Source organism: Pseudomonas sp. M30-35, assembly GCF_002163625.1.
Classification (GTDB): domain Bacteria; phylum Pseudomonadota; class Gammaproteobacteria; order Pseudomonadales; family Pseudomonadaceae; genus Aquipseudomonas.
This window is the reverse complement of sequence record NZ_CP020892.1, coordinates 4,302,654-4,323,881: the sequence shown is the minus strand read 5'-3', so window position 1 is coordinate 4,323,881 and position 21,228 is coordinate 4,302,654. Positions and strand designations below refer to the sequence as shown.

Here is a 21,228-nt window from a genome sequence, read left to right as displayed (position 1 = left end):
GGTAATCCGCCCAATTCACTATAGCGTCAAGTAAGGGTGCATTATGCAAATGCGACTGACAAGAAAACTAATTTTTGCCTTTTTGATTGGCAGCGGCTTGGTTCCTGTAGCCAATGTATCGGCCGAACCTGCCGCAGGCTTGAGCAGTACCGAACAAGCAAATTATCTGCATGAGCTTAAACGTCTATACAACACTCAAGATGAGCGCAAAGCGCTGCTTGCGCATGTCAATAAACTACTCCTGACCTATGCCTTGCGCGCGGGGTATCAGGTCGGTCAAGCAGACCGTAATGATCTTATATACAGCGTGGCTCTAGGCGCGCAGGGCGAGTTGTTGTTGCGTGAAGAGACTCGTGGCGAGAACAGTAGCGATATCGCCGTACGCAACCAACGTATCGACGTTTTCGGTGTTGACCCTTTTATTCGCTACGACTGTCCGACGAGCGGGATAAGCTGCAGCCTGAATAACCCCGTAACGGGCAACAAAATGATCACTATTGTGCGCGATAACAATGGTGCTGCTGATTTGGCCAAGGCCATGAGTTACCTGATTCGTAACGTGCAGAAAGGTTAGACCGCAAGATAAAAAAACCCCGCCAATGGCGGGGTTGAGGATGCGAGCGTGGCGTGCTCGAAACGTATTGCTAAGTCGTTACAGGAGCATGGTGCGGATATCGCCCAGTACATCGCCTAAACGCTTGGTGAAGCGTGCAGCAGCAGCGCCGTTGATCACGCGGTGATCGTAGGACAGCGACAGCGGTAGCATCAGTTTTGGCTGGAACGCTTTGCCATCCCAAACCGGCTGGATAGTCGCCTTGCTAACACCAAGGATCGCAACTTCAGGTGCGTTGACGATCGGCGTGAAGCCGGTACCGCCAATGTGGCCGAGGCTGGAGATAGTGAAGCAGGCGCCTTGCATGGCGTCTGGAGAAAGCTTTTTGTTGCGCGCTTTATCCGCCAGCTCAGCCGCTTCAGCCGCTAGTTGCAGCAGGCTCTTCTTGTCGACGTCGCGGATGACCGGAACGAGCAAGCCGTCCGGGGTGTCCACGGCGAAGCCAATGTGCACGTACTTCTTGCGGATGAAGGCTTTACCGCTTGGTGCGAGCGAGCTGCAGAAATCTGGCATTTCCTTGAGCATGAATGCGCACGCTTTAAGCAGCAGTGGCAGCACGGTCAATTTAACCCCAGCTTTCTCGGCTACAGCTTTCTGCGCAACGCGGAAGGCTTCCAGCTCAGTGATGTCGGCAGAATCGAACTGGGTCACGTGAGGCACGTTCAGCCAACTGCGGTGCAAGTTGGCGGCGCCAATCTGCATCAGGCGAGTCATCGCCACTTCTTCGATTTCACCAAACTTGCTGAAGTCGATTGCCGGAACTGGAGGAATACCTGCGCCGCCCGTTGCGCCAGCTGCTGCCGGTGCTTGCTTGGCCTTGTTCATCATGGATTTGACGTAAACCTGCACGTCTTCCTTGAGAATTCGACCTTTAGGGCCGCTACCCGGTACGGCGCCAAGCTCAACACCGAACTCGCGGGCCAACTGACGAACAGCTGGGCCAGCGTGAACCTTGTCGCCGTTCGCAGGTGCTGCGCTGGCTGCGGCAGCCGGAGCTGCAGCTTTTTCAGGTGCCTTGGCGGCTTCTGCTTTCGCCGGGGCTGGGGCAGCGGAAGGCGCCGCTTCAGCAGGCGCACTGCCAGCGACTTTCAGCTTGAGGATCAGGTCGCCGGTACCGGCTTCGTCATCCAGTTTGATTTCAACGCTTTCAACCACGCCAGCAGACGGCGAAGGCACTTCAAAGCTGGCTTTGTCCGACTCAAGCGTGAGCAGGGACTGATCAACTTCGATGGTGTCGCCTGCCTTGACGAACAGCTCAATGACTTTGCCTTTGGCGTCAGAGCCGGTGTCCGGAATGCGCACTTCTTCAATCGAAGAACCCTTGGCCGGGGCAGGTGCTGCAGCCGCTGCGGGCTCTTCTTTAGCTGGGGCAGAAGCAGGTTCCTGTTTAGTAGCAGGAGCAGCCCCCTCAACTTTTAGCTTCAGAATCAGGTCACCGGTGCCAGCTTCATCGTCGAGTTTGACCTCAAGGCTTTCAACCACACCAGCCGCTGACGAAGGCACTTCAAAGCTGGCTTTATCCGATTCGAGGGTGATCAAGGATTGATCAACTTCAACGGTGTCGCCGACCTTGACGAAGATCTCAATGATCTTGCCTTTAGTGTCTGAGCCCGTGTCCGGGACGCGCACTTCCTCGATGCTTGAAGCACCTTTCCCGGCAGGAGCAGCAGCGGCTTCAGCCTTCGGCGCCTCTGCCTGGGCCGCAGCAGGCTCAGCCTTTTTCTCAGGCTCGGCGGCTGCGCTTTCGCCTTCAACTTCGAGTTCTAACAGCTCGTCACCTTCTTTCAAGGTGTCGCCCAGCTTGACCTTGATGCTTTTGACAACCCCAGCTTTAGGCGCTGGGATCTCCATACTGGCTTTGTCAGACTCAAGGGTCAGCAGGCTTTGTTCGGCTTCAATGGTGTCGCCGACCTTAACGAACAACTCAATTACTTCACCCTCACCACTGCCGATGTCGGGTACGCGAATCAATTCACTCATCGTTTCGCTCCTTAGCAGTCCAGTGGGTTGAGTTTTTCTGGGTTGATGCCGAACTTGGCGATGGCTTCAGCCACCACTTTAGGTTCGATATCACCGCGATCAGCCAAGGCTTCAAGCGCGGCCAGCACAACGAAGTGACGGTCAACTTCGAAGAAGTGACGCAACTTCTTGCGGCTGTCACTGCGACCGAAGCCGTCAGTGCCCAGGACTTTGTACTCTTTGCTTGGAACCCACTGGCGAATCTGGTCAGCAAACAGCTTCATGTAGTCGGTACTGGCGATGACGGGGCCTTTACGGCCAGTCAGGCACTTCTCAACGAAAGTCTGCTCTGGCTTCTGTTCTGGGTGCAGGCGGTTACGGCGCTCCACAGCCAGACCTTCGCGGCGCAGTTCATTGAAGCTGGTAACGCTCCACACGTCAGAGGCCACGTTGAATTCATCACGCAGGATCTTCGCGGCTTCGCGAACTTCACGCAAGATGGTGCCAGAACCGAGAAGCTGCACATGGTGCGAAGCTTCCTTGTTGTCTTCCTCAAGCAGGTACATGCCTTTGATGATGCCTTCTTCGGCGCCCTCTGGCATGGCTGGCTGTTGGTAGGCTTCGTTCATCACGGTGATGTAATAGAAGATGTTCTGTTGCTCTTCCATCATCAGGCGCGTGCCTTCACGAATGATCACTGCCAGCTCGTAGCCGTAGGTTGGATCAAATGTGCGGCAGTTCGGGATGGTTGAAGCCATGATGTGGCTGTGACCGTCTTCGTGCTGCAAGCCTTCGCCGTTCAGTGTTGTACGGCCGGCAGTACCGCCGATCAGGAAGCCACGGGTGCGGCTGTCGCCTGCGGCCCAGGCCAAGTCGCCAATACGTTGGAAGCCAAACATCGAGTAGAAGATGTAGAACGGCAGCATTGGCTGGTTGTGGCAGCTGTAGCTGGTGCCCGCGGCGATGAACGAGGACATCGCACCGGCTTCGTTGATGCCTTCCTCGAGGATCTGACCTTTCTTGTCTTCGCGGTAGAACATCACCTGGTCTTTATCGACTGGCTCGTACAGTTGGCCTACTGATGAGTAGATGCCGAGCTGACGGAACATGCCTTCCATACCGAAGGTACGGGCTTCGTCCGGGATGATCGGAACGATGCGCTGGCCGAGCTCTTTGTCCTTGACCATCTGCGCGAGAATCCGCACGAAAGCCATGGTGGTCGAGATTTCACGGTCGCCCGAGCCATCTAGGATCGCTTTCAGCGTGTCCAGTGGTGGCGTTGGGATGTTGAAGCTGTTGGTGCGACGCTGCGGTACGAAACCGCCCAGTGCTTCGCGACGTTTATGCAGATACTTGGCTTCAGCGCTGCCTTGTTCTGGTTTGAAGAACGGCAGGTTCTCGAGCTGATCGTCATTGACTGGGATGTCAAAGCGATCACGGAATTTCTTCAGGCTATCAACATCAACTTTCTTGGTGTTGTGTGCCGTGTTTTTCGCTTCGCCAGCACCGGTGCCATAACCTTTGATGGTTTTGGCCAGAACCACGGTCGGCTGACCTTTGTGGTTGACTGCATCGTGGTACGCGGCATACACCTTGTATGGATCGTGGCCGCCACGATTGAGTTTCCAGATCTCGTCGTCGGACAGGTCAGCGACCATCGCCTTGAGTTCAGGCGAGTTGAAGAAGTGTTCGCGAACGAAGGCGCCATCTTTGGCCTTGTAGTTCTGGTATTCACCGTCGATCACTTCATCCATACGGCGCTGCAGAATGCCGTCGGTATCCTTGGCAAGCAGTGGGTCCCAGAAACGGCCCCAAACGACTTTGTTCACATTCCATTGGGCGCCACGGAATACGCCTTCGAGTTCCTGAATGATTTTGCCGTTACCGCGAACCGGGCCATCGAGGCGCTGTAGGTTGCAGTTGATGACAAAGATCAGGTTGTCGAGTTTTTCGCGGCCAGCCAGGGAAATGGCGCCGAGCGATTCTGGCTCGTCACATTCGCCGTCACCCAGGAAACACCAAACTTTTTGCTTACCTGCTGGGATAAAGCCGCGATCTTCGAGGTACTTCATGAAACGCGCTTGGTAGATCGCCTGAATCGGGCCTAGGCCCATCGATACAGTCGGGAACTGCCAGAAATCAGGCATCAACCATGGGTGCGGGTAAGAGGAAAGGCCCTTTCCATCAACTTCCTGACGGAAGTTAATCATCTGTTCTTCGCTGATTCGACCTTCCATGAATGCGCGTGCATAAATGCCGGGTGCAACATGGCCCTGGAAGTAAATCAGATCGCCGCCGTGCTCTTCAGTCGGCGCTTGGAAGAAGTAGTTGAAGCCGATGTCATACAGCGTCGCGCTGGAAGCGAAGCTGGAAATGTGGCCGCCCAAGTCAGGGTCGGTCAGGTTGGTGCGCATCACCATCGCCATTGCGTTCCAGCGCACCAACGAGCGAATGCGGCGTTCCATGAACAGGTCGCCAGGCATGCGTGCTTCGTGGGTTACCGGGATAGTATTGCGGTATGGTGTGGTGATCGCGTAAGGCAGTTGGGCACCGCTGCGGGTGGCCAGTTCGCCTAAGCGAGTCATCAGGTAGTGAGCGCGGTCTTCGCCTTCTTTGTCGAGTACAGACTCAAGTGCGTCCAGCCATTCCTGGGTTTCGACGGGATCGAGGTCTTGCATGGCTTGCTCCAGGGCGGAAAGGCTTCCAGAATCGGAGGCCAGGATTCACAGCCGGTTTTGTAAACTGGCCATTTAAAATTCTTGGATGTACCGGAGGTAGGACCGGCGCCGTGTAGTTTTACTACATTTGGACGTCGATTTCAGCACTTTGGATACAATCTTTAGTAGCAAAACTACAATTTAGTTAGTTGCAGCTTGTGTAAACCCCTCTAAATCAAGGGTTTGGTCTTTTTTACACAATTGCAGCCCTCCAAAAGGATAGACCATGAGCCTGCCCATGCTGGTCGCTTTACCCGCCAACTTGCAAGCCCAGGCTAGCAGTGCAAAGCAATCACTGTGTGGTGCTATGAGCGATCTGTCTGTAGCGGCTCGTAGCCAGTTCGACGGATGGTCAGGCGAGCGCCATGAAGCCTTGCTTCGTGTTTGTGCGTGCAGTGACTTTGTCTTGCAGCAAGCCTTGCGTGATCCGCAAATGTTGCTTGATCTGGCCGCAAGTGATGAGTTGGAGCGAGCGCTGGCGGCCGGGGAAATGCGCGGGCAGTTAGCTGCTGAGCTGGCTCAGTGCATTGACGAAGATGGCATGGCGAGCGCTCTGCGACGGTTTCGTAATCGCCAGCAGGTGCGCATCATTTGGCGCGATATCAACCGTTTGGCGGATTTGCGTGAGACCTGCGGCGACCTTTCTGAGCTGGCGGATTCTAGTATCGACCTCGCGTATCAGTGGTTGTATCCGCGCCACTGCGAACAGTTCGGTACGCCCATCGGGCGGCGCACGGGTGAAGCGCAGCACATGGTCATTCTGGGGATGGGCAAGCTCGGTGCCCATGAGCTCAATTTGTCTTCAGACATCGATCTGATCTTTGGTTATCCCGAAGGCGGCGAAACCGAAGGTGTAAAACGGCCGCTGGATAATCAGGAATTCTTCATCCGCTTGGGTCAGCGTTTGATCAAGGCGCTGGATGTGATCACGGTCGATGGTTTTGTGTTTCGCACCGATATGCGTCTGCGTCCGTATGGCTCATCGGGTTCGCTGGTGTTCAGCTTCAATGCGCTGGAGCAGTATTACCAGGATCAGGGGCGTGACTGGGAACGCTACGCAATGATCAAGGCGCGGGTGGTCGGCGGCGATCAGGCCAAGGGCGCTGAGTTGCTGGAAATGCTGCGCCCGTTTGTCTATCGGCGTTATCTGGATTTCTCGGCGATCGAAGCGCTGCGCAATATGAAGCAGTTAATCCAGCAGGAAGTGCGCCGCAAGAGCATGGCAGCGAACATCAAGTTGGGCTCTGGCGGTATCCGCGAAGTCGAGTTTATCGCGCAGGCGTTTCAGCTTATTCACGGCGGGCGAGATTTGAGCCTGCAGCAGCGGTCGCTGTTGAAAGTGCTTTCAACGCTCGAAGGGCAAGGTTATCTGCCTGCTGCGGTCACGGATGAGCTGCGCCAAGGTTACGAGTTTTTGCGCTACACCGAGCACGCGTTGCAGGCGATTGATGACCGGCAAACGCAAATGCTGCCGGATAACCCGTTGGACAAAGAGCGGGTGGCGTTGATGCTCGGTTTTGACGACTGGGATGCGTTTCACCAAAAGCTGATGTATTGGCGTGGGCGGGTCGACTGGCATTTCCGCCAGGTAATTGCCGATCCTGATGAAGATGAAAGCGCTGCTGACTCTGATGAAGTGGTCGGTTGTGAGTGGATGCCGCTGTGGGATGACGTGCAGGACGAAGAATCAGCGTGTCGGCAATTAGCTGAAGCAGGCTTCAGTGATGCGCAAGCTGCGTGGCGCCGTTTAGTTGATTTGCGCACCGGTAATCGAGTTCGTGCCATGCAGCGCCTCGGTCGTGAGCGGCTGGATGCGTTTATTCCGCGGTTATTGGCGCAAGCAGTCGAACACGAAGATCCTGACTTGGTCATGGAGCGGGTATTGCCGCTGATTGAAGCGGTTGCGCGGCGGTCTGCCTACTTAGTGCTGCTCACTGAAAATCCGGGTGCGCTTGAGCGGTTGTTGAACTTGTGCGCAGGTAGCCCTTGGATTGCCGAACAGATCACGCGCTTCCCGCTGCTGCTCGATGAACTGCTAAACGAGGGTCGTTTGTTTAACCCGCCGTTGGCGCCGGAGCTTGCGGCTGAGTTGCGTGAGCGACTGGCGCGGATTCCAGAAGATGATCTTGAACAGCAAATGGAAGCCTTGCGCCACTTCAAGTTGGCGCACCGCTTACGGGTTGCCGCCTCTGAAATCACCGGAACCTTGCCGCTGATGAAGGTCAGCGACTATTTAACCTGGTTGGCTGAGGCGATTCTTGATCAGGTGCTGGCCTTGGCTTGGCGCCATACCTGTGCCAAATACGGCACGCCGAAGCGTGTGGGCGGCGGCGACTGCGACCCGGGTTTCATTATTGTCGGTTATGGCAAGGTCGGCGGGATTGAGATGGGGCATGCATCGGATCTGGATCTGGTGTTCATCCATGACGGTGATCCGCAGGCGGAAACTGATGGACCAAAATCAATCGATACCGCGCAATTTTTCACGCGTCTGGGTCAGCGCATCATTCATCTGCTGACCACGCAGACTAACTCCGGCCAGTTGTACGAGGTGGATATGCGTCTGCGTCCATCTGGCGCATCAGGCTTGTTGGTCAGCTCACTTGGCGCCTTTGAGCGCTATCAAGAAAATGAAGCCTGGACGTGGGAGCATCAAGCGTTGGTGCGAGCCCGCATGCTGGTTGGCTGCAAGCTGGTAGCCTCTGAGTTTGAGCGGGTTAGGGCGTCTGTTTTGGGGCGTAAGCGCGATCTAGACAAGTTGCGCGCGGAAGTCAGCGAGATGCGGGCAAAGATGCGCGATAATCTTGGAACCCGTAAAACCGCCGCTGGAACGGCTGAAAGTGCATTCAGTGCGGAATCCGTGTTTGACCTCAAACAGGATGCTGGAGGTATCGTCGATATTGAATTTATGGTGCAATACGCGGCTCTGGCTTGGTCGCATGAACACCCTGAACTCCTTGAATTTACCGACAATATCCGCATATTAGAGGGGTTGGAGCAGGTCGGTGTCCTGGCTGGAGATGATGTTCTGCTCTTGCAGGATGTCTACAAGGCTTACCGTTCAGCCGCTCATCGCCAGGCGCTACAGAAGCAGCCGGGCGTGGTCAGTGGCGATCAGTTTCATGAACAAAGACGCAGCGTCTTGCGAATCTGGCAAGTGCTGGGTTTAACCTGAATTTAGCTCGGCTGTGTGGCGCGAAGCGCTCTGGCTGGTGTGTTTGAATCGAACTTGAGGACTGGTAATTATGTCGATGGCCGACCGTGATGGCGTGATTTGGTATGACGGCGAACTGGTTCCGTGGCGCAATGCGACCACGCATGTGCTGACCCACACGCTGCATTACGGTATGGGCGTTTTTGAGGGTGTTCGTGCTTACAACACCCCAGAAGGCACGGCGATCTTCCGTTTGGAAGCGCACACCGACCGCCTGTTTGATTCGGCTCACATCATGGGCATGACGATTCCGTTCAGCAAAGAACAGATCAACGAAGCCACGCGCGCCGCGGTGCGTGAAAACAACCTTGAGAGCGCGTACATCCGGCCAATGGTGTTTTACGGATCAGAAGCCATGGGGCTGCGTGCCCACGGCCTGAAAACCCAAGTGATAGTTGCGGCCTGGAACTGGGGCGCGTACATGGGTGATGAAGCCCTGCAAGTAGGTATCAAGGTGCGTACCAGCTCCTTTACCCGTCATCACGTTAATATCTCGATGACTCGCGCTAAAGCCAACGGTAACTACATCAACTCGATGCTGGCGCTGCAAGAAGCGATCTCTGGCGGCGCTGATGAAGCGATGCTGCTTGATCCAGAAGGTTATGTTGCTGAAGGTTCTGGCGAGAACATCTTCCTGGTCAAAAACGGCGTGGTTTATACGCCGGAAGTCACCTCTTGCCTCAATGGTATTACGCGCGACACCATCCTGACCTTGGCTGAAGAGCACGGTATCAAGGTGATCGAGAAGCGCATCACTCGCGATGAAGTGTATATCGCTGACGAAGCGTTCTTCACCGGCACAGCTGCTGAAGTCACACCTATCCGTGAGGTCGACGGCCGTAAAATTGGTGAAGGTCGTCGCGGCCCTGTAACCGAAGTGTTGCAGAAGGCTTATTTTGACTTGGTTACCGGCCAAACGAGTGCACACGCGCAGTGGCGCACATTGGTTAAGTAAGGCCTGGGTATAACCTGAAACAAGGAGGCACTCAGGCCGGTTGAGCGTTGTTCGCGACGCTTTCCGGCCGGTTTGCCTCCTTGGTCGTTTCTGGAATGAGCATGAAAATACTGATCGTAGGCCCTAGCTGGGTGGGTGACATGGTGATGGCTCAGACGCTGTTTCAGTGTCTGAAAGTGCGTCATCCCGACTGCGAAATTGACGTCTTGGCGCCAGATTGGAGTCGGCCGATTCTTGAGCGCATGCCGGAAGTGCGTAACGCACTGAGCTTCCCGTTGGGGCACGGTGTGTTGCAGCTGGCTACGCGGCGTAAAATCGGCAAGTCGCTCAAAGACCAATACGATCAGGCGATATTATTGCCCAACTCGCTTAAGTCAGCGTTGGTACCGTTTTTTGCAGGTATCCCTAAGCGCACGGGCTGGAAAGGCGAGATGCGCTACGGCCTGCTCAATGACGTGCGCACGCTGGACAAAGAACGCTATCCGTTGATGATCGAGCGCTTTATGGCGCTGGCATTTGAGCCCGGTGTCGAGCTGCCTAAACCTTATCCAAAGCCATTGCTGGAGATTGACCCGGTCAGCCGTGATGCGGCGTTGGCAGCGTTCGGCCTGAGCCTGGACCGGCCGGTGCTGGCGTTGTGTCCGGGCGCTGAATTTGGTGAGGCCAAGCGTTGGCCGAGTGAGTATTACGCCAAGGTCGCTGAGTTGAAGATTCGCGAGGGCTGGCAAGTCTGGCTGTTTGGCTCGAAGAATGATCACGCAGTGGGTGAGGATATCCGCGACCGCTTGATTCCCGGCTTGCGTGAAGAAGTCAGCAACCTGTCGGGTGATACCAGCTTGGCTCAGGCGATTGATTTGCTTTCGTGCGCTGGCGCAGTGGTTTCCAATGACTCCGGCTTGATGCACGTCGCCGCAGCGCTGGATCGCCCTCTGGTGTCGGTGTATGGCTCAACCTCGCCGCAATTCACTCCACCGCTGGCTGAACAGGTTGAAATTGTCCGCCTGGGGATTGAGTGCAGCCCGTGTTTTGATCGCACCTGTCGCTTTGGTCATTACAATTGCCTGCGTCAACTCAAGCCCCGTCCGGTCATTGAAGCGTTGGATCGTTTGGTGGCTGATCCGGTCGAGGTCGAATAGTGCGGGTTCTGCTAATCAAAACCTCATCGCTGGGCGATGTAATTCATACATTGCCGGCGCTGACTGATGCTGCACGCGCGATTCCCGGCATCCAGTTCGACTGGGTGGTTGAGGAAGGTTTTGCCGAGATTCCGACATGGCACCCCGCCGTGGCCCAAGTGATTCCAGTGGCGATCCGGCGCTGGCGGAAAAACCTGCTGCAAACCTTGAAAAATGGCGAGTGGAGCCGTTTCAAGGCGCGCCTGCGAGAAACCTCTTATGATCTGGTTATTGATGCGCAAGGCCTGCTCAAAAGTGCCTTGCTGACGCGTTATGTTGATGCGCCAATCGCCGGCCTTGACCGTGATTCGGCGCGTGAGCCGATTGCCAGCCGCTTTTATGACCGGCGCTATAGCGTGCCCCGTGATCAACACGCCCTGGAGCGAGTGCGGCAATTGTTCGCCCAAGCCTTGGGTTATTCATTGCCGGGTGGGATGGGCGATTACGGACTTGATCGTGTGGCTATGGCTGGCGAGCAAGGCACGCCCTATTTGTTGTTTTTGCATGGTACTACTTGGCCGAGCAAACACTGGCCGGAAGCCAATTGGCGCGAGCTGGCAGAGTTAATGAGCCTGCAAGGTTGGGCGGTGCGTTTACCGTGGGGCAATGCGGATGAGAAAGCCCGTGCTGAACGAATCGTCAGCGGTTTGCCCGACGCGCAGGTGTTACCCAGGTTAAATCTGGTGGCGGTGGCTAAAGTTATCGCAGGTGCTCAAGCTTGTGTTGCCGTTGATACCGGTCTTGGCCATTTGGCGGCAGCTTTGGATGTACCGAGCATTTCTTTATATGGCCCGACGTTACCGGGGCGGGTGGGTGCTTACGGTCGCTCGCAAGTGCATCTGTGCGCATCAGGCCCGAACGCGGGGCTGGGCGATCGACACAAGCCATGCTTTGAAAACTTACCCGCAAGTCAGGTTGCTGCTGAGCTGAACACCTTACTTTCGACTCAGGAGGCGGTGTAATGCGTTTAGCTTTTATCCTCTACAAATACTTCCCATTTGGCGGTTTGCAGCGTGACTTTATGCGCATCGCCCTCGAATGCCAGCAGCGCGGCCACAGCATTCGCGTGTACACCCCGATCTGGGAGGGTGATGTGCCCGAAGGCTTTGATGTAATCGTGGTGCCGGTCAAGGCGCTGTTCAATCATCGGCGCAACGAGAAGCTCACGACCTGGATCAAGGCAGATCTGGAGAAGCACCCGGTTGACCGCGTTGTTGGGTTCAACAAAATGCCGGGGCTCGATGTTTACTACGCCGCTGACGGATGCTTTGAAGACAAGGCGCAAAATCTGCGCAACTCGATTTACCGCAAGTGGGGGCGCTACAAGCATTTCGCTGATTACGAGCGTGCAGTGTTTGCGCCAGAATCAAAAACTCAAGTGCTGATGATTTCTGAAGTCCAGCAACCGCTGTTCATCAAGCATTACCAGACCCCGCTGGAGCGTTTTCACTTGTTGCCGCCGGGTATATCGCTGGATCGCCGTGCGCCGGCTAACGCCGCGCAGGTGCGTGCCGAGTTTCGCCGCGAGTTCAAGCTGACTGATGATGACTTGTTACTGGTGCAAATCGGCTCGGGTTTCAAGACCAAAGGGCTGGATCGCAGCTTGAAAGCACTGGCTGCCTTGCCGCGTGAGTTGAAGAAGCGCACGCGCTTGATCGCCATCGGCCAGGATGATCCGTCATCGTTCCTGATGCAGGTCAAGACCTTGGGTTTGTCTGAGCACGTACAAATCCTCAAAGGTCGAAGCGACATTCCGCGCTTTTTACTGGGCGCAGATTTATTGATTCACCCGGCCTATAACGAAAACACCGGGACGGTGTTACTCGAAGCGCTCGTGGCCGGGTTGCCGGTGCTGGTGACCGATGTTTGTGGTTATGCCCACTACATAAGTGATGCGGATGCGGGCCGGGTAGTGCCTAGTCCGTTTCAACAGGCACGCTTGAATACCCTGCTGGCCGAGATGTTGGCCGATGGCCAGCAACGTGCTGACTGGCAACGAAATGGATTGGCATACGCCGATCAGGCAGATTTATACAGCATGCCGCAACATGCGGCCGATGTGATATTGGCGGAGCGCCCATGCGAGTAATGTTGAGCGAACCGTTTAAAACCCTGTGGGCTGGCAAAGACCCCTTTGTTGAGGTCGAGCAGCTGCAAGGTGAGGTTTATCGCGAATTAGATGGTCGCCGCACCCTGCGTACAGTCGTGGCGGGGCGTGGATATTTTGTGAAAATTCATCGTGGCATTGGCTGGGGTGAAATCATTAAAAATCTACTGGTGGCCAAGCTGCCTGTGCTTGGCGCCCGGCAAGAACATGATGCCATCGAGCGTTTGCAAGCGGTGGGAATTGACACCATGACCTGCGTGGCCTTTGGTGAGCGCGGCAGTAACCCGGCGCAGCAGCACTCGTTCATCATCACCGATGAGCTAGCGCCGACCATCAGCCTTGAAGATTACGCTGTCGACTGGCCAACGCAAGCGCCAGAGCCACGGCTCAAGCGCGCCTTGATTGAGCGTGTTGCGCAAATGGTTGGGCAGATGCATCACGCCGGGGTCAATCACCGCGACTGCTACATTTGCCATTTTTTGCTGCACACCGATAAACCGGTTACGGCTGATGACTTCAATCTCTCGGTGATCGACCTGCACCGTGCGCAAATTCGCCCTGTGGTGCCGCGCCGTTGGCGCGATAAAGACCTCAGTGCGCTGTACTACTCCGCATTGGAAATCTGCCTGACTGAGCGCGATAAATACCGTTTTCTGTGTGCCTACTTCAAGGCGGCGGGGCAGCCAAGGCCGTTGCGTCAGATCCTTGCTGAAGAACAGCCTTTATTGGCGCAGATGACGCGTCAGGTAGCAAAACTCTATTCGCGAAAAGTGCGTTACGGGGGCGCTCTGTAATGCTCGACTGGAAACTCGAAGACCGTTACAAGGCAAGAAGTGATGACTTTGGCAGCTTGGATGCTGTGTTTAGTTTGCAAGGCGAAACAATCACTAAAGATCCCATCTCCGAGGTGATTCGTGTTGAGCGTGCAGGAACCGGTTATTACATCAAACGTTATCGCAGTGCCGGTAAGGGGTTTCGCCGCTACATCAGCCGGACTCGGTTGCGTACCGAGTACCGTAACCTGAAACGCTTCGCCAAATGGGGCGTACCGACATCGAATATTGTCGCCGCCGGCCTTGAACGTAAGAACGGCGCCTTTGTTCGTGGCGCTTTGATTACCGAGGAATTAGCTCAGACGCAGGACTTGGCAGCACTGGTCAATAAGGCTGACGAGCGTCTTTCTCAGGCTGATTGGGTGCGTAAGGTGAGTGCGCAAATTGCGCAGGGCACCCGCCGTTTGCACGACAATAATTTCACCCACAACGATTTAAAGTGGCGAAACTTGCTGGTGGATGTCGAGGGGCGGGTGTATTTCATCGACTGCCCAACCGGTAGTTTCTGGTTTGGTGTGTTTCTTCAATACCGGATTATTAAAGATTTGGCGTGTCTTGATAAAGTCGCCAAATACACACTGTCGCGCACCCAGCGGTTACGCTTTTATATGCAGTATGCCGGGCATCAGCAGTTGGATAAGCGCGACAAGAAAAATATTCGTCAAATCCTTAAATTCTTCGAGGGGCGAGAGTGAAAGATTTTATCGCCAGCAAGGAGCGGCAACTCCTCGCAAGGCATGGCCTGGATAGCTTTGATGCGCTGTGGGCGCTCAAGCTTGAGGCGGTGGATGAGCCCAATACCGAGCGAGGTGGTTGGAGCACTGTGTTTCGACTGGATCTTGACGGTGAAGGCTTTTATCTCAAGCGCCAAAGCAACTACCTGACTCATACCTTAACGCACCCGTTGGGCGAGCCGACCTTTTCTCGTGAGTTTCGCAATATTCAGCGTTATGCCGATTTGGGCATCCCTGCATTGCAGGCGGTTTTCTATGCCCAGCGCAAAGTAGACGGAGAGCAGCGTGCGCTGTTGTTAACGCGTGCACTGGATGACTGGCAAGACCTCGACCAAGTGTTGCAAGACTGGCATATGATGCCGCCTCAGCAGCGCAATGCGGTTATCGATGCCTGTGCCCTGCTGGCCCGACAAGTACACGCAAGCGGTCAGGTGCATGGTTGCTTTTATCCGAAGCATGTTTTTCTGCAGGCGCGCGGTGACGCATTTATGGCGAAACTGATTGATCTGGAGAAAACCCGTCCCGCGCTGCTGGGCGAGCGTGACCGAGTCAAAGATCTCGAGCCACTCTTGCGCCGTGCTCACGTTTGGCGTGACGCCGACATCCAACGGTTCTTGAGTGCCTATTTGGGTTCCAGTGCGGACTTGCAACATTGGCTGGAACGGCTAACCAAGCGCCGCAAAACCAAGGTGGTGAGCGCATGATGCTGGCTCAGCTTCAGCGTGCCGGGCGCACCCCGGATCTGCCTATAGTGCTTGAGGATATCGGCCAGGCGCAGCTGCAGTTACAAACCTTACTGCGGGTGCTTCCGGGCCAGCGTTATGTTGGCAAGGCGCTGTGGAATGAGCACGCTGTGCTCGCAAAAATCTTGGTCGGTAACAACGCTGAACGACACTTTAAGCGCGAAGTTGAGGGCGCTCAGTTACTGGCGACTCATGGTTTGTTGACGCCGAAACTTTTGCAGCATGACAGTCGTCCGGGGCAAGGCGGTTGGTTGCTGTTTGAATACCTTGAGGGCGCGCAAAGTCTCAGTGATGTATGGCGCGATAGCGAGTCACAAGGCCCGCTCAGTGATGCTCAGCGGAGTCTGCTTGGCGAAGCGCTGGCTGTGATTGCTCAGATGCACAGCCAGGGCCTGTGGCAAGAAGACTTACACCTCGATAACCTGATGCGCCATGCGGGCCAGTTGTATTTGGTTGATGGCGGTGGCGTCTGTGTTGAGTCGTCTGGGCAACCACTCAGCCGCGATCAGGTGCTGGCTAATCTGGGTGTGTTCTTTGCCCAGTTACCGGCGAGTGTCGATGCTCATCTTGAAGAGCTGTTGGTTAACTATCTGCTGGTTAATGCCGAGCATGCTTTGCCACTTGAGGCGCTGCAAAAGCAGATCAACAAGGTTCGTCGCTGGCGCTTGAGTGATTATTTGAAAAAGGTAGGTCGCGACTGCAGCCTGTTCAGTGTGCAGCGTAGCGCATCAGCCTTACGTATCTTCAGGCGTGATGAGCAGGCTCAGCTTGAGCCGCTGTTGGCCCGCGCGGATGCGGCTATAGTGGCCGGCAAAGCGCTCAAGCTTGGTGGCTCATCAACGGTCGCCGAAGTGCAGCTTGGCGAGCGCAAATTGGTGGTTAAACGCTATAACATCAAAAGCTTCATGCATTGGCTAAAGCGTTTTTGGCGGCCGAGCCGTGCTTGGCACAGTTGGTGCGAGGGCAATCGCCTGAGCTTTTTAGGTATCGCAACCCCGCAACCACTCGCCATGCTTGAAATGCGCAGCTTTTGGTTACGACGCCGAGCATATCTGATTACCGAACATGTTGCCGGTGAGGATATAATCTGCCGCTTTAAGCCCTACGTTGAGTCTGCTGGCACGCCGGCGGACGTTGAACTGGAAGCGTTGGATGGGTTGTTTGCTGCGCTCAAGCGTGAGCGCATCAGTCATGGTGATCTCAAGGGTAGTAACCTGCTGTGGCAAGGTAATCGCTGGGCATTGATTGATCTTGATGCCATGCAGCAGCATGCCTCTGAGCGTAGTTTTGCACCGGCATTTGCACGAGATCGGGCGCGTTTTTTGCGTAATTGGCCCGCAAGTAGTGGTTTGTACCAGCTACTTGATCAACGTTTACCTAAAGCCGGTGAGTCTGCCGAAGGCTAAAAGCTGAGGCCCGCTGGGTGTAAGTAGCCAGTTAGGCTATGTAAATAAATAAGTGCTGCACTTTCAATAGTGCGGCAGATTTCAAGAGGTTTACCCTGTGGCACTGACGATTCTTGGATTATCTGGCGCACTGAGCCATGACCCATCTGCTGCACTGTATATCGACGGTAAGTTGATCGCAGCGGCTGAGGAAGAGCGCTTTGTGCGAGACAAGCATGCAAAAAATCGCATGCCCTATGAATCGGCAAAGTTCTGCCTTGAACAGGCAGGGATCAAGCCGTCTGATGTCGATGTTGTGGCAATACCATTTGCGCCGATCAGCATTTTTGACAAGGCCCGTTGGCACTATGCCAAGCGTTACTGGTATGCGCCTGACCGTGCCTTGGATGCAATCCTGACCGGCAACCGTCGCTACAAGCGCTACCGCAACAAAATCAAATGGTGTCTGGAACAGCTTGGGTTTGACTTGAAGAAGGTCAAAATTGAAGCTGTTGAGCACCATTTGGCGCATGCCTCCAGTGCGTATCACTGTTCCGGCTTCAAGGAAAAAACCGCGATCCTTGGCATCGATGGTAAGGGCGAATACGCTACGACCTTCTTTGGCTACGGTGAGAACGGCAAGATCCACAAGATCAAAGAGTTCTATGATCCAGACTCGCTTGGCGGCCTTTACGGGGCGATGACCGAGTTTCTCGGTTTCGAAATGCTCGACGGCGAGTTCAAAGTCATGGGCATGGCACCTTATGGCGATGCGTCCAAGTATGATCTGTCGCGCCTGGCCTCATTCGAGAACGGCGAGTTGGTGATCAATACTGAGTACGCCAACGTTATCGGTTTGCGTCGCTATAAAGAAAACGGCAAAGGCTTCTACTTTTCGCAAAAGCTGATCGACTGGCTCGGTCCAAAGCGTGAAGGCGATATCGCCGATGATCCTTACATCCACTACGCCGCCAGCATTCAAGCACTGTTTGAGAAGCTAGCGCTGCAAATGATGGATTACTATCTGGGCGATATCATCAAGGAGACCGGCAAGATCGCCTATGCGGGCGGCAGCGCCTTGAATGTAAAGCTCAACCAGAAAATCATCGCCCGTCCAGAAGTCAAAGAGCTGTTCGTCCAGCCCGCGGCCGGAGACGCAGGCACCGCGGTGGGAGCTGCGGCATATGTGTCGACTCAGCGCGGTGTGCCGGTCGAGAAGATGGAGCATGTTTACCTCGGCCCGTCATTCTCCAACGAAGATGTGATTGCAGCGTGTGCGCGTCACCCGAGCAAGCCGGTATTCAAGCAAATCGACAACATGCCTCAGCGCATCGCCAAAATCATGGTCGATGGCAATCCGGTCGCCTGGTTCCAAGGCCGTATGGAGTTCGGTCCGCGCGCCTTGGGTGGTCGTTCCATTGTTGGTTGCCCAAGCATTCCGGGTGTGGCTAACCGGATTAACGAGCAGATTAAGTTTCGTGAGCGCTGGCGCCCATTCTGCCCGTCAATGCTTGATACCGTGGGCTCGCAAATGCTCAAGGTCGATCATCCGTCACCTTTTATGACCTTCACCTTTGAAGTCAATGAAGAGTGGAAAACCCGAGTTTCCGAAGTGGTTCACGAAGACGGTACTTCGCGCGCGCAAGTGCTTAAGCGTGAGTACAATCCGCGTTACTACGACATGATGAAAGAGCTTGAAAACCTCACCGGCAATGGCGTTTCGTTGAACACCTCGTTAAATCGCCGTGGTGAAGCGATGATCTGCTCGCCAACGGATGCGCTCAATATGTTCTATGGCTCAGATCTGCAGTACCTGATCATGGAGGATATCTTGGTGGTTAAAGATGGCGTGGATTGGTTCGACGATGTCTGAACCCCTGATCAGTGTGATCATCCCCGCCTATAACTACGCGGAAAAAATATCGCGGGCAGTTGAGTCGGTGGTGGCTCAGCTTGGCGAAGCTGTCGCCGACTTGTTGGTGATAGATGATGGTTCTACTGATCAGACCTTGCAGGTGCTCGAACGGTTACAGGCTCAACACCAAGGATGCTTCCGGATTATTAGCAAGGCCAATGGTGGCTTGGCTACGGTGCGTAACCTTGGGATCAAGGAAGCCAAAGGCCGGTACCTGGTTTTTCTGGATGCTGATGATGAAATGGCGTCTGGAGCATTGGCTGCCTTAACCGAGCATATTCAGAGCAATCCTGCGACGCGCATGGTTATTGGCGGATTCTGGTCTGTGACTGTCGATGGCAAGCATCGACTGCGCCAGGCACCAGTCATTCCCCGTACTGCGCGTGAGCGCGTGTCTGGCTATTTGATAAAGAAAACCATTGCAGTCAGTAATGGCGCTTGTGCAATGCACCGCGAGGTCTTCGCGCCCGGCAATTACCCCGAGTCATTTCGTAGTGCTGAGGATATCCCGGTATTTGCTCAGGTGTTGGCGCGCTTTCCTTGCACGGCATTAGATCAGCCTCTGGCGTTGATTTATAAACATCCGACCAGCTTGAGGCATAACTTGAAGTTCGCTTATGAAACCGGACTGACTTTGGTTGACGAAGTGTTTGCCCCCGCCCGGATGCCCGCAGAGTTGCAGGACTTGAAGCGTAGTTTCACCGCCCAGCGCTGCGCCTCGTTGTTCCGCACTTTCTACAGTGCAGGTGAGCGGCAAGCCAGCTTGGTTTTCTACCGTAAAGCGTTACAAGCAGACTGGCGTCTAATAACAAATTGGTCATATACCCGCAAGGCACTGAAGCTCTTGCTGAGAGGGCGTTAATGTCGCGCAGACTCAAGGTTTTACAATTGCAGGGCAGCTACAACATAGGTATTTCTGGCTTGGCTGAGCAGATCATTCAAGGCCTCCCCGCAGAGCGGGTGGAAGTGGTCAACGCTTTCTTGTCGAGTGCGCCAAGCGAGGGGGAGCCGCAAAGCGTTGCATCTCGCTCGGTCTACTTTGACTTAAGTCAGTCGCAGCTTAAAGGGCTACGTCTCAAGGCCTTGCTCCGTTTGTATGCGTTCTGCCGTGCCGAATCATTCGATGTGGTTATTGCCCATCGGTTTAAGCCTATCAATCTTTTGATGCTACTCAACCGCTGGTTGAATATTCCGCTGTGTATAGGTGTTCAGCATGGCGTTGGCGATTTTGATCGTTCGTACCGTCGCTGGGAAACGCGCAGGCTATTGACCGGTAATTGGCGGATCGTGGGGGTTTCTCGCGCCGTTTATGAATACCTGCTCAATTGCGGTGGTGGCTTTACACCGGCCAATACCCTGAGAATTGATAATGCGATTGATATTCAGCGCGCTGAAAGCTTGCAGTTGTCACGTCAGCAGGCGCGTGAAGCATTAGCGCTTGCGCCGGAGCCTTTTATCTTTGGTGCTATCGGTCGTTTGGTTCCGGTTAAGGGTCATATCGACCTGCTTGAAGCCTTTGCCTTGATCAAGGATCGCCACCCTAATGTGCAACTGGCGATTATTGGTGAAGGCCGCTCGAGGGCCGAGCTGGAACAAGGCATCGTGCGGCTGGAGTTGCAAGGGCGCGTGCATCTATTGGGCGATCGCAATGATGCACAGCAGTACGTAAAAGCTTTTGATGTATTTGTTATGCCATCGCTGTCCGAAGGCTTGCCTCTGGCGATGCTTGAGGCGATGGCTGGGCACTTGGCGGTAATCGGCTCTGATATCGACAGCCTCAAGCCTATTCTTGAAGAAAGCCAGGGCTATGTGTTCCCGGTCAGGGATGTCCCCGCGTTGGCTGAGCAGATGCAGAAGGTATTGTCCCTGTCTGCAGAAGAGTTGCGGGCCAAAGGGAGTGACGCCTATGCCTACGTGTGTCGGTCTCACTCTATCGCTGACTTCCAGCAAAACTACCGGGATTTGATCGAACAGATAAGCATTACTGAGGCACTCCCCCATGGATAAGTTGCTTGAAACGCCTTTGGTTACGGTGATTATCGCCTCGTATAACCATGCACAGTACATCGAAGAGAGCATCAACAGCGTTCTGGCTCAGACTTACCCAAATATTGAGCTGATGGTCATTGATGATGGCTCAAGCGATGACAGCGTTGAGCGCATAACTGCTTTGCAACAAAAGCATGGGTTTTACTTCAAGGCTCAGCAGAATCAAGGACTCTCGAGTACCTTGAATCAGGCCATTGCTTTATCTAAGGGCAGTCTTATCGCGCCTTTTGGTTCTGATGACATCATGTTCCCCGAGCGCATTGCGCTTCAAGTCGCGCACATGGCAACGGCACCCGAAGCGGGCATTTGTGCAGGCAATATTGAAAGAATTGACAGCCAGGGGCGGGTGAGGGAAAGGCAACGCATTCGTGCTGCAAGACGCATGGATTTTGACGCTGTATTTCTCAAGACCGAGCCGATTGCGCCCGCACCCACCTTGCTATTTCGGCGTGAAGCGCTGGAAAAGGTCGGCGGTTTTGACCCGGCAATTCGCCTTGAAGATCTTTATATCGAACTGAGAATAACCCAGGCGGGCTACTACATCGATGTGCTGCAGGAGGTGTTGGCCCAATACCGGATGCATGACACCAATACCTATAAAAACCTACGGTTCATGATCGATAACGTACTCGCCACTTACGCATGCTTTAGCGATCACCCACGTTACCCTGACGTGTGTAATCGCTTTATTAACTCGATGCTAGTCAGGTGCGCCCGTACAGATAAAAAACTGGCCCGCGAGCTTTTCAAGCGTTTGCCAATACGTGCCTGGAACAGCAAGACGCTGCGAGCGTTTGGCCGTTATCTAATCCCTGCCTGAGATCGTGCA

General features: G+C 54.7%; 16 protein-coding genes. 14 read left to right on the top strand and 2 right to left on the bottom strand.

Features of this window, described 5'->3' with window-relative positions:
* Window positions 1-43: 43 nt before the first annotated feature.
* A complete protein-coding gene (locus B9K09_RS19875) occupies window positions 44-574 on the top strand; it encodes a hypothetical protein (protein WP_087518428.1) in 531 nt (176 codons plus the stop codon).
* Between the two features lie 78 nt (window positions 575-652).
* Here B9K09_RS19875 and aceF read toward each other — a convergent pair whose 3' ends face one another.
* On the bottom strand, window positions 653-2,593 hold the full coding sequence (aceF, locus tag B9K09_RS19870; protein WP_087518427.1) for a dihydrolipoyllysine-residue acetyltransferase: 1,941 nt from the start codon (window positions 2,591-2,593) through the stop codon (window positions 653-655).
* Between the two features lie 11 nt (window positions 2,594-2,604).
* Complete coding sequence (gene aceE, locus B9K09_RS19865; protein ID WP_087518426.1) at window positions 2,605-5,250, bottom strand: pyruvate dehydrogenase (acetyl-transferring), homodimeric type; 2,646 nt, start codon at window positions 5,248-5,250, stop codon at window positions 2,605-2,607.
* A gap of 346 nt (window positions 5,251-5,596) precedes the next feature.
* On the opposite strand from aceE, the gene glnE reads away from it, so the two are divergent.
* The 13 genes from glnE to B9K09_RS19800 all read left to right on the top strand — a co-directional run bounded on the left by glnE (window position 5,597) and on the right by B9K09_RS19800 (window position 21,219).
* Window positions 5,597-8,464 carry a bifunctional [glutamate--ammonia ligase]-adenylyl-L-tyrosine phosphorylase/[glutamate--ammonia-ligase] adenylyltransferase gene (gene glnE, locus B9K09_RS19860; protein WP_371917471.1) on the top strand — a complete coding sequence of 956 codons (2,868 nt, stop codon included), beginning with the start codon at window positions 5,597-5,599 and terminating at the stop codon, window positions 8,462-8,464.
* Between the two features lie 70 nt (window positions 8,465-8,534).
* Window positions 8,535-9,458, top strand: a complete 924-nt coding sequence (locus tag B9K09_RS19855) for a branched-chain amino acid transaminase (RefSeq protein ID WP_087518424.1) — start codon at window positions 8,535-8,537, stop codon at window positions 9,456-9,458.
* 101 nt (window positions 9,459-9,559) lie between these two features.
* Window positions 9,560-10,594 (top strand): lipopolysaccharide heptosyltransferase II, encoded by a 1,035-nt coding sequence (gene waaF / locus B9K09_RS19850; RefSeq protein WP_087518423.1) that lies wholly within the window; start codon window positions 9,560-9,562, stop codon window positions 10,592-10,594.
* Window positions 10,594-11,595, top strand: a complete 1,002-nt coding sequence (gene waaC, locus B9K09_RS19845) for a lipopolysaccharide heptosyltransferase I (protein ID WP_087518422.1) — start codon at window positions 10,594-10,596, stop codon at window positions 11,593-11,595. The genes waaF and waaC overlap by 1 nt, the downstream gene beginning before the upstream one ends.
* A complete protein-coding gene (locus tag B9K09_RS19840; protein ID WP_087518421.1) occupies window positions 11,595-12,722 on the top strand; it encodes a glycosyltransferase family 4 protein in 1,128 nt (375 codons plus the stop codon). Before waaC ends, B9K09_RS19840 begins: the two co-directional genes overlap by 1 nt.
* Window positions 12,713-13,534, top strand: coding sequence for a lipopolysaccharide core heptose(I) kinase RfaP (gene rfaP, locus B9K09_RS19835; protein WP_087518420.1), 822 nt, complete (start codon window positions 12,713-12,715; stop codon window positions 13,532-13,534). The genes B9K09_RS19840 and rfaP overlap by 10 nt, the downstream gene beginning before the upstream one ends.
* Window positions 13,534-14,268 (top strand): lipopolysaccharide kinase InaA family protein, encoded by a 735-nt coding sequence (locus B9K09_RS19830; protein WP_087518419.1) that lies wholly within the window; start codon window positions 13,534-13,536, stop codon window positions 14,266-14,268. Before rfaP ends, B9K09_RS19830 begins: the two co-directional genes overlap by 1 nt.
* Window positions 14,265-15,011, top strand: coding sequence for a lipopolysaccharide kinase InaA family protein (locus B9K09_RS19825; protein WP_087518418.1), 747 nt, complete (start codon window positions 14,265-14,267; stop codon window positions 15,009-15,011). Before B9K09_RS19830 ends, B9K09_RS19825 begins: the two co-directional genes overlap by 4 nt.
* Window positions 15,008-16,456, top strand: a complete 1,449-nt coding sequence (locus B9K09_RS19820) for a lipopolysaccharide kinase InaA family protein (protein WP_087518417.1) — start codon at window positions 15,008-15,010, stop codon at window positions 16,454-16,456. Before B9K09_RS19825 ends, B9K09_RS19820 begins: the two co-directional genes overlap by 4 nt.
* 97 nt (window positions 16,457-16,553) lie before the next feature.
* On the top strand, window positions 16,554-18,308 hold the full coding sequence (locus B9K09_RS19815; protein WP_087518416.1) for a carbamoyltransferase: 1,755 nt from the start codon (window positions 16,554-16,556) through the stop codon (window positions 18,306-18,308).
* Window positions 18,301-19,212, top strand: a complete 912-nt coding sequence (locus B9K09_RS19810) for a glycosyltransferase family 2 protein (RefSeq protein ID WP_087519193.1) — start codon at window positions 18,301-18,303, stop codon at window positions 19,210-19,212. The genes B9K09_RS19815 and B9K09_RS19810 overlap by 8 nt, the downstream gene beginning before the upstream one ends.
* Window positions 19,212-20,357: a glycosyltransferase family 4 protein gene (locus tag B9K09_RS19805; RefSeq protein ID WP_087518415.1), complete on the top strand. Its 1,146-nt coding sequence runs from the start codon at window positions 19,212-19,214 to the stop codon at window positions 20,355-20,357. Before B9K09_RS19810 ends, B9K09_RS19805 begins: the two co-directional genes overlap by 1 nt.
* Window positions 20,350-21,219 carry a glycosyltransferase gene (locus B9K09_RS19800; RefSeq protein WP_087518414.1) on the top strand — a complete coding sequence of 290 codons (870 nt, stop codon included), beginning with the start codon at window positions 20,350-20,352 and terminating at the stop codon, window positions 21,217-21,219. Before B9K09_RS19805 ends, B9K09_RS19800 begins: the two co-directional genes overlap by 8 nt.
* Window positions 21,220-21,228: the final 9 nt, after the last annotated feature.

Excerpts from the sequence above, each read along its gene's own strand:
- rfaP (WP_087518420.1), top strand. The coding sequence starts at position 12,713 with ATGCGAGTAATGTTGAGCGAACCGTTTAAAACCCTGTGGGCTGGCAAA.
- B9K09_RS19830 (WP_087518419.1), top strand. The coding sequence starts at position 13,534 with ATGCTCGACTGGAAACTCGAAGACCGTTACAAGGCAAGAAGTGATGAC.
- waaF (WP_087518423.1), top strand. The coding sequence starts at position 9,560 with ATGAAAATACTGATCGTAGGCCCTAGCTGGGTGGGTGACATGGTGATG.
- aceF (WP_087518427.1), bottom strand. The coding sequence starts at position 2,593 with ATGAGTGAATTGATTCGCGTACCCGACATCGGCAGTGGTGAGGGTGAA.
- B9K09_RS19840 (WP_087518421.1), top strand. The coding sequence starts at position 11,595 with ATGCGTTTAGCTTTTATCCTCTACAAATACTTCCCATTTGGCGGTTTG.
- aceE (WP_087518426.1), bottom strand. The coding sequence starts at position 5,250 with ATGCAAGACCTCGATCCCGTCGAAACCCAGGAATGGCTGGACGCACTT.
- B9K09_RS19810 (WP_087519193.1), top strand. The coding sequence starts at position 18,301 with ATGTCTGAACCCCTGATCAGTGTGATCATCCCCGCCTATAACTACGCG.
- B9K09_RS19800 (WP_087518414.1), top strand. The coding sequence starts at position 20,350 with ATGGATAAGTTGCTTGAAACGCCTTTGGTTACGGTGATTATCGCCTCG.
- glnE (WP_371917471.1), top strand. The coding sequence starts at position 5,597 with ATGAGCGATCTGTCTGTAGCGGCTCGTAGCCAGTTCGACGGATGGTCA.
- B9K09_RS19820 (WP_087518417.1), top strand. The coding sequence starts at position 15,008 with ATGATGCTGGCTCAGCTTCAGCGTGCCGGGCGCACCCCGGATCTGCCT.
- B9K09_RS19875 (WP_087518428.1), top strand. The coding sequence starts at position 44 with ATGCAAATGCGACTGACAAGAAAACTAATTTTTGCCTTTTTGATTGGC.
- B9K09_RS19855 (WP_087518424.1), top strand. The coding sequence starts at position 8,535 with ATGTCGATGGCCGACCGTGATGGCGTGATTTGGTATGACGGCGAACTG.
- B9K09_RS19805 (WP_087518415.1), top strand. The coding sequence starts at position 19,212 with ATGTCGCGCAGACTCAAGGTTTTACAATTGCAGGGCAGCTACAACATA.